This window comes from Sphingomonas sp. (genome assembly GCF_031380695.1).
GTDB lineage: Bacteria > Pseudomonadota > Alphaproteobacteria > Sphingomonadales > Sphingomonadaceae > Sphingomicrobium.
The window spans coordinates 1-8750 of record NZ_JANMWY010000189.1; the positions used below are offsets into that span (position 1 = coordinate 1).

At 64.9% G+C, this 8750-nt stretch carries 7 protein-coding genes; 3 read left to right on the plus strand and 4 right to left on the minus strand.

Annotated features, from left to right (window positions below; all coding sequences use genetic code 11):
* The first annotated feature begins 147 nt into the window (after nt 1-147).
* Nucleotides 148-3108: an FG-GAP-like repeat-containing protein gene (locus RMN84_RS06960; protein WP_309611458.1), complete on the plus strand. Its 2961-nt coding sequence runs from the start codon at nt 148-150 to the stop codon at nt 3106-3108.
* Here RMN84_RS06960 and RMN84_RS06965 read toward each other — a convergent pair whose 3' ends face one another.
* From RMN84_RS06965 to carB, 3 genes are all read right to left on the minus strand, one after another.
* The gene (locus RMN84_RS06965) at nt 3109-3744 is read right to left on the minus strand and encodes a rhomboid family intramembrane serine protease (RefSeq protein ID WP_309611459.1); all 636 of its coding nucleotides are present in this window, start codon (nt 3742-3744) and stop codon (nt 3109-3111) included.
* 5 nt (nt 3745-3749) lie between these two features.
* Nucleotides 3750-4226 (minus strand): transcription elongation factor GreA, encoded by a 477-nt coding sequence (gene greA / locus RMN84_RS06970; protein WP_309611460.1) that lies wholly within the window; start codon nt 4224-4226, stop codon nt 3750-3752.
* An 87-nt stretch (nt 4227-4313) separates the two neighbouring features.
* A complete protein-coding gene (carB, locus tag RMN84_RS06975; protein ID WP_309611461.1) occupies nt 4314-7670 on the minus strand; it encodes a carbamoyl-phosphate synthase large subunit in 3357 nt (1118 codons plus the stop codon).
* Between the two features lie 52 nt (nt 7671-7722).
* On the opposite strand from carB, the gene RMN84_RS06980 reads away from it, so the two are divergent.
* Both RMN84_RS06980 and RMN84_RS06985 read left to right on the plus strand, forming a co-directional pair.
* Nucleotides 7723-7971 (plus strand): type II toxin-antitoxin system RelE/ParE family toxin, encoded by a 249-nt coding sequence (locus RMN84_RS06980; protein WP_309611462.1) that lies wholly within the window; start codon nt 7723-7725, stop codon nt 7969-7971.
* Between the two features lie 12 nt (nt 7972-7983).
* Nucleotides 7984-8373 carry a helix-turn-helix transcriptional regulator gene (locus RMN84_RS06985; RefSeq protein ID WP_309611463.1) on the plus strand — a complete coding sequence of 130 codons (390 nt, stop codon included), beginning with the start codon at nt 7984-7986 and terminating at the stop codon, nt 8371-8373.
* A 23-nt stretch (nt 8374-8396) separates the two neighbouring features.
* Here the strand turns inward: RMN84_RS06985 and RMN84_RS06990 are convergent, their stop codons facing one another.
* On the minus strand, nt 8397-8681 hold the full coding sequence (locus tag RMN84_RS06990) for a hypothetical protein (protein WP_309611464.1): 285 nt from the start codon (nt 8679-8681) through the stop codon (nt 8397-8399).
* Between the last annotated feature and the right edge of the window lie 69 nt (nt 8682-8750).

The window sequence follows — 8750 nt, forward strand, 5'->3', positions numbered from 1 at the left end:
CCCAGTGTCGGCGGGCCGCTTGTTTCCGGGACGCGCACGAGTGCGCCATTGCCAATCGCAGGCGCGTCGTTACACGCCTGTTAACGCGCGAAATCAACGTCCGGAATGGTGTTGTGCTCGTGGAGTGACGCGTAGGGGGGATTCGACATGCCAATCATCAACGGGACCGCAGGCAACGACAGCCTGCTTGGCACGAGCGGCGACGATACGCTCAATGGTCTGGCCGGCAACGACACGCTCAACGGCGGCGGCGGCATCGATCAACTGTTCGGCGGCGATGGTGACGATTTGCTGGTCCTCGCCAATCCCCTGCAACCGGGCACGGGTTTGGACGGCGGCGCCGGAATCGACACGTTGCAGGTGCAACTGGCGGCGGCGGATCCTCTTAATCCTCAATTCAACTTTACTGACCTGACGGTTACCACGCTCGCGTCGATCGAACGGCTTCAGTTTCAGTCAACGCTGGCGACGCCTCAGGACATCGACGTCGCGTTCAGCCAGCTTGGATCCGGCCTGTCCGCGACCGCCGAGGTGATCGGCAGCGCCGGCGACGATCAGCTCGCCATCTTCGCGACCACCTCAGGCACCTACACCATGCCGACCTTCACGCTGACCAACTGGGATAGCCCGACCCAGCCGTTCCAATCGGCCGATATCCTGTTTCTCATCGGATCGGGATCGGGAGGCTTCACGCTCAACGCTTCGGCCAATCACACCGGCTATGAATATGTTTCGGGCGGGTCGGGTAACGATATAGTCAACGGCGGCAACGGGATCGATTACCTCTACGGCGGGTCCGCCGGAGCCGACATCCTCAATGGCGGCGGCGGCGACGATGTGTTGCGAGCGTATAACATCCGCTTGTCGAATGGGGCGTGGACGACCCGCACCTTCTCCGGAACTCAGTATAATGGCGGCAGTGGCTTCGACTATCTATCGGCGACCGGACTGGTCAATTTCCAAGGCACGGTCAGCTCGATCGAGGGGATCAACCTCAACGCCGGAACCGACCCCACCGGGTTTGACGCGACCACGCTCATCCTGGGCGGATCGACCGTCGCCGCGCTGCCGTCCAACCTGTTCCTTCGCGGCACCGGGTCGCTGGTCGTCAATCTCAGCCCGGGCGACGCGTTGAACGGCTCTGCCTACACGTTCGACAGCAATGCCCATGTCCAGGTGTCGATCAATGGATCGACCGCCAGCGACACGATTACCGGCACGATCGGCAACGATATCATCAGCGGCGGCGACTCCGACGATACACTTAACGGCGGCGCGGGCGACGACATCCTCGAAGGCGGGCTCGGCAACGACACCTACAATGGCGGCGCCGGGTTCGATACGGTCACCTACGCCAACGCGAGCGGACCGATTACGCTCGATATGTTTAACCGGGTTACGGGCGCGGCCGGTTCGGAATCGCTCGGCATCTCGATCGAACAGATCATCGGGTCATCGTTCGACGACAATTTGCGCGCGGGGATCGGTACCACCCGGGTTGACGGCGGCGCCGGTAACGACGCCGTCACCGGTGACGCGGGAAACGACACGCTGATCGGCGGGGCCGGCGACGATCTTCTCGCGGAGGGATTTTATCAGGGTCCCCAAACCAACGATGTGTTCGATGGCGGGGTCGGCAACGATACCCTGACGATGCTCTATGCGCCGAGCGGACTGACCATTGACCTGCGCATTGCGGGCCCGCAGAACACCGGCGGCGGCGGGACGGACACGCTCATCCGCATCGAAAATTTCACCGGGTCGCTCTACAACGATACCATCACCGGTGATGGTGGCGCGAACATCCTCAATGGCTATGCGGGCAACGACACCCTTAATGGCGTCGGCGGCAATGACACGCTCTACGGCGAGGACGGCAATGACCAGCTGGCCGGCGGGGCGGGGATCGACACACTCGTCGGCGGTCTCGGCGCCGACACTTTTCTCGACACGATCGCCGGTCTCAACGGCGACCATATCGCCGACATGGGCGCCGGCGACCGCATCGTCCTCGCCGACGCCAGCATCACGAATTTCGCCTATTCGCTGACCGGCAACACGCTGACGTTCACCGGCGGATCGCTGATCCTCGACGTCGTCCCGACCGGTCACCTGCGCGCCCAGGGTCTCGCCATCGGCGGCGTGGAATTGACGTTCACCACCGGGCCGCTGCACCCCGCCGCCAATGATTTCAACGGCGACGGCCACAGCGACATCCTGTGGCGCAACGACAATGGTCAGCTGCAGGATTGGCTGAGCACGGCGAACGGTTCGCTGAGCTATAACGCCGCCGGTGGGACCACTTCGGTGCCGACCGAGTGGAAAGTCGCGGGCACCGCCGACTTCAACGGAGACGGCCGCGCCGACATCTTGTGGCGCAACGACGCCGGGACCGTCGGCGACTGGCTTGGCCAGGCCAATGGCGGGTTCGCGATCACGTCCCTGCTGATCGGCGTACCGACCGCTTGGAAAGTTGCCGGCACCGGCGACTTCAACGGCGACGGTTTCGCCGACATCTTGTGGCGCAACGACAACGGCGTGTTCGGTGACTGGTTCGGCCGAGCCGATGGCGGCTTCACGATCAATGCCGGCCTTCAGACCCCGGTCCCGACCGACTGGAAGATCGCCGCGATCGGCGATTTCAACGGTGACGGGCGTGACGACATTTTGTGGCGCAACGACAACGGCGCGATCGGCAGCTGGTCGGGAGACTCCACCGGCGGCTTTGCTTACAACCCGGCGGGCGGAGTCATCCCGGTTCCGAACGAATGGCACATCGAAGGGGTCGGCGACTTCAACGGCGACGGCCGTGACGACATCTTATGGCGTAGTGACGGCGGCGTCATCAGCACCTGGTCGAGTGCCGCCAACGGCAGCTACAGTTACACCGCCGCCTTCGGCCTCACCGGCGTGCCCAACGATTGGCAGATCGTGGCGATCGGCGATTACAATGGCGACTCTCGCGACGACATCATGTGGCGCAACAGCAGCGGCACCATCAGCAGTTGGCTCGGCCAGCCCGACGGCACCATCGCCTTCAACACCGCTGCCGGCTTCGTCACGCAGGCCACGACATGGCACGTCGCCCCGCCCGAACTGATCGTTTAGTCAGGCCCCGCGATAGTGCCACATTAACAGCGGTCGCTGCAGCGCCAGCCCGACCACGAACCCGCCGATATGCGCCGGCGTTGCCAGCAACGTCCCCTGCGCGCCCATCAGATAACCGAAACCCAGCTGGATCACGATCCACGCCGCCAGCAGCCATGCGACATTGATCCAGCGGTTGAGCGTGCGCGACTTCACGATCGCTTTCTGCTGGCCATAGCTCAGCGCGAACGCCCCGATCAGCGCGCTAATTGCCCCGCTCGCCCCGATCACCGGGTTCAGACCGTGCGGCTCGACCACATATTGCGCTCCGGCAGCAACGTAAGCGCCGACGCCATACAGGATCAGCACCGCCCGCCACCCCAGCACCCGCTCGACCGCCAAGCCGCACCACAGCAGCATGATCAGATTGCCTGCAAGATGCAGGAAGCTGCCGTGGATCAGGGTCGAACTAAGCGGTGTCAGCACCACCGGCATCGCGCCTGCGGCCCACGCCGTCTGGCCGATCCGCCCCGGGATGAACCCGAACAGGGTCGCCGCGACCTCGACTCGGTTGAGCGCGAGCGGGATCAGCGACAGCAGGGTCGTCCCCGCCGCGATCATGCCCGTCGCGGTGCGCAGCGGATGCGGCGCGTCCATGTCGGTCAGACGAACTCGACCTGCGCGATTTCATAATAGCGTTCGCCGGCCGGAGTCGTCACTTCGACCTCCTCGCCCTTGCTCCGCCCGATCAGCGCCCGACCGAGCGGCGAGTTGTACGAGATGCGGCCCTCGGTCGCATTGGCCTCGACCTTGCCGACCAGCTGGTAGCGGACCTTCTTGTCGTCCTCGTCGACCAGGGTCACGGTCGCACCGAACACTACCTTGTCGCCCGACAGCGTCGTCGGGTCGATCACCATCGCCCGGCTCAGCTGGTCTTCCATGTCGGCGATCATCGCCTCGACCTGGCCCTGGCGCTCCTTGGCGGCATGATATTCGGCATTTTCCGACAGATCGCCGTGGGCGCGCGCGGTCTCGATCGCCTCGATGATCGAGGGACGCTCGAATTTCTTGAGCTGCCGCAGTTCGGTTTCCAGCTTGAGGTGGCCCTCGGCCAGCATCGGCACCTTGTCGCTCGCCATGAGCATAACCCCTTATAATTCCGCCAAACGACTGACTAGCGCCAACCCGGGGGCGGCGCTCGTGTCGTCCGGGATGTCGGAAGATTCCTAGCGTTCGGAAGCGGAATAATAGGACTGAAGCGAGCGAACTTCAAGCGCATGCCCGCGCAACGCCCCGATCGCCCGCGCCACCGCCAGGCTCGCCGCGGCCGTGGTGAAGTAGGGCACCTTGCGATGCAGCGCCGTATTGCGGATCGCCTGACTGTCCTTCATCGACTGCCACCCCTCGGTCGTGTTGAACACGATCTGCACCGCGCCGTCGGTCAGCCGGTCGACGATATGCGGCCGTCCCTGCGCCACCTTGTTGACCGTCTCGACCGCGATGCCCTCGGCGCGCAGCACCTCGGCGGTGCCGTGCGTCGCGATCAGGTGGAACCCCAACTCGGCCATCTTGCGCGCCGCCGGTATGATATGCGCCTTGTCGGCATCCTTGACCGAGATGAACACCGTCCCGCCATCGGGCAGAACGACCCCGCCGCCAAGCTGCGACTTGGCGAAAGCGATGTCGAAATCATCACTGATTCCCATGACTTCGCCGGTGCTCTTCATTTCCGGTCCCAATACCGGGTCGGTTCCCGAGAAGCGCGCGAAGGGGAACACCGACTCCTTGATCGCGATATGCTTGATGTCGCGCCGGATCGGCAGGCTGGCGGACAGCGGCTCGCCGGCCATCACCCCGGCCGCGATCTTGGCGATCGGCCGTCCGATCGCCTTGGCGACGAACGGCACCGTGCGGCTGGCGCGCGGATTGACCTCGATGATGTACACCAGCTCGTCCTTGACGGCGTACTGGACGTTCATCAGTCCCTTGACCTTGAGCGCCAGCGCCAGCTCGCGCGTCTGCCGCTCGATCTCCGCCAGCACCCCTGCGGACAGGCTGTAGGGCGGGATCGAGCTGGCGCTGTCGCCCGAATGGACCCCGGCCTCCTCGATATGCTGCAGGATGCCGGTGACGGCGACGTCGCTCCCGTCGCAGATCGCGTCGACATCGACCTCGATCGCGTCCCTCAGATAACGGTCGATCAGCACCGGCGACGTCCCCGACACCTGCACAGCGGTGGCGATATAATGGTCGAGCTGCTCGGGGCCGTCGATCACCTCCATCGCCCGCCCGCCGAGCACATAGCTCGGCCGCAGCAGCACCGGATAGCCGATCCGCTTCGCGATCTGGACCGCCTCGTCGCGGTTGCGCGCAAGGCCGTTCTCGGGCTGCCGCAGCCCCAGCCGGTTGACCAGCGCCGCGAACCGCTCGCGATCCTCGGCCAGGTCGATGCTGTCGGGCGACGTCCCCAGGATCGGCACCCCGGCCGCCTGCAGCCCGGCCGCCAGCTTCAACGGCGTCTGTCCGCCAAGCTGCACGATCACGCCCAGCAACTCGCCGCGCGTCTGCTCGCGCCGGACGACCGACAGCACATCCTCCTCGGTCAGCGGCTCGAAATAGAGCCGGTCCGACGTCTCCGGGTCGGTCGACACCGTCTCCGGGTTGCAGTTGATCATGATCGTCTCGAGCCCGAGATCGCGCAGCGCGAACGCGGCGTGGCAGCAGCAATAATCGAATTCGATCCCCTGGCCGATGCGGTTCGGCCCACCGCCCAGGATGATCACCTTGCGCCGGTCCGACACCTCCGCCTCGTCCTCCGGCTCGCCAAACAGGGGCGCTTCGTAGGTCGAGTAGAGATAGGGCGTCGACGCATCGAATTCCGCGGCGCAACTGTCGATCCGCTTGAAAACCGGGAACACGCCCAATTTCTCGCGCAGCCACGCTACTTCCTGTGCCGTCACCCCGCCGGTCAAATGGCGCAGCGCGTCGTGGACGATCCCCGCCCCGCCTGCCGCCGACTCGCTCGCCTCGCGCTCAACCCCCGCCGATCGCAGCGCCAGTTGCGCCAGCCGCGCATCCGAAAAGCCCATCGCCTTGAGCCGCCGCAGCCCCGCCGCCTCCTGCGGCAGGCCTTTCGCCCGCACCTTTTCTTCGGCGGCAACAATCTCTGCCAACCGCTCGATAAACCACGGATCGAAGCCCGAGATCGCGCAGATCCGCTCGACCGTGAAGCCGTGCCGCAACGCCTCGCCCGCGACCAGCAACCGGTCGGGCGTGGGGCGGGCGAGCGCATTGGCAATCTCGTCGGCGCTGGCCTGTTCCAGCTCGCGCACCCGGTCGAGCCCGCACAGCCCCGTCTCCAGCCCGCGCAGCGCCTTCTGCAGGCTCTCCGCGAACGACCGCCCGATCGCCATCACCTCGCCGACCGACTTCATCGCCGTCGACAGCAGAGGCGGCGACCCGGGAAACTTCTCGAAGGTGAAGCGCGGTATTTTCGTGACGACATAATCGATCGTCGGTTCGAAGCTCGCCGGCATCGCCCCGCCGGTGATGTCGTTGGCGATTTCGTCGAGCGTGTAGCCGACCGCCAGTTTCGCCGCGACCTTGGCGATCGGGAACCCCGTCGCCTTCGACGCCAGCGCCGACGAGCGCGACACGCGCGGGTTCATCTCGATCACCAGCATCCGTCCGGTCTTCGGATCGACTGCGAACTGGACGTTCGAACCGCCTGTTTCGACGCCGATTTCACGCAGCACCGCGATGCTGGCCGAGCGCATCCGCTGATATTCCTTGTCGGTCAGCGTCAGCGCCGGGGCGACCGTGATGCTGTCCCCGGTGTGGACCCCCATCGGGTCGATATTCTCGATCGAGCAGATGATGACGCAATTGTCGGCGCGGTCGCGCACGACTTCCATCTCATATTCCTTCCACCCGACGACGCTCTCGTCGATCAGCACTACGGTGGTCGGCGACGCTTCCAGCCCCGACCGCACGAAATGCTCATATTCCTCGCGGTTGTAGGCAATCCCGCCGCCCGTCCCGCCGAGGGTAAAACTCGGCCGGATGACGGCCGGCAACCCGATTTCGGCCAGCGCCCCGGCGGCCTCCTCCCAGCTGTGGACGATCGCCGAGCGCGGGCTTTCCAGCCCGATGCGGTCCATCGCGTCGCGGAATTTCTGGCGGTCCTCGGCCTTTTCGATCGCTTCGGCATTCGCCCCGATCAACTCGACCCCGAACCGTTCAAGCGTGCCGTCCTTGGCCAGCGCCAGCGCTGTATTGAGCGCCGTCTGCCCGCCCATCGTCGGCAGCAGCGCGTCCGGCCGCTCCAGCTCGATGATCTTCGCCACCACCTCGGGCGTGATCGGCTCGATATAGGTCGCGCCCCCGTCCCCTTCCCCACCCACCATGTCGGGATCGGTCATGATCGTCGCCGGGTTCGAATTGACGACGATGACGCGATAGCCCTCGGCCTTGAGCGCCTTGACCGCCTGGCTCCCGGAGTAATCAAACTCCGCCGCCTGGCCGATGACGATCGGCCCGGCGCCGATGATGAGGATGGAAGAAATGTCGGTGCGGCGGGGCATGGTCTTCGGCAATCCAATTGACGGAGTGTTAGCTTACAGCTAATAGAGCGTTGTGAAAGTCGAGCTTGATCGTGATGCCACGAAGACGCTGTCGCGCCTTCCGGTCAATGTTGGCGATCTCATCGAGACCAAGATCGAGCAACTGGCGCGCGACCCCGACAGCTTGCGCAACAATGTGACGCGGCTGAGCGGGACGGAAAACTCGCGGCTGCGGATCGGCGACTGGCGCGTGATCTTCCGCGTCGACGGCGATACCCTGCGGATACTCCGCATTGCGTCGCGAGGCAGCATCTATGAGTGAAGGAGTGCAATCATGAGCGAGTTGCAGACCATCAATACCGGCGGCGCGGACGAACTCGTCATCCTGCCGCGCGCGACCTACGACCGGCTGATCGCCGACCTTGAGGATGCGCAGGACATCGCGAGCTCCCACGCGTTCGCAGCGCGCGAAGCCGCGGGCGAGGTCGAATGGGTGCCGTGGGAAGTGGTCAAGAGACTGCGGCGCGAGCACCCGCTGACCGTCTGGCGCGAGCATCGCGGCTTTACCCAGCGCGGCTTGGCGGCGAAGGTATCCATGACGCCGGCGCAATTGTCCGAGATCGAGGCGGGCAAGAAAACCGGGTCGGTCGCCACGCTGCGCAAGCTCGCCAACGCGCTTGGCGTGACCGTCGACGATCTGCTGGTGTCCGAGGCGGAGCGCTGATCCGGCAGGGTTGCGACAAAGCATCACTGGCCCGCCCTCGTGACCGCTTCGATGACGGTCAGCCGTAGGTGCCGCGCCCGCGCCCATTGATAGGCGCAGACCCGCTCGGCCGGCGACGGCGCGACGCGATAAACGAACAGCATTTTCTTAAAGTCCGCCTCTTGCACCAGCTCCCCCGCCGCCAGCCCGCAGCGCGAGCCGACGCTGTTGAGCTCGGCCTCGGAATAAAGGCGCGGGGTGGCGCAGCCGGTGAGGAGGGTGATGGCACCGAGGATTGGGATGAAAGAGGTGTCAGTGCGGCGGGGCATTAAACGAATAGTCCCATGATTGAGACAAAGAGTGATGCGATTCCTGCAATGGAATTTGCCCTATTTAGC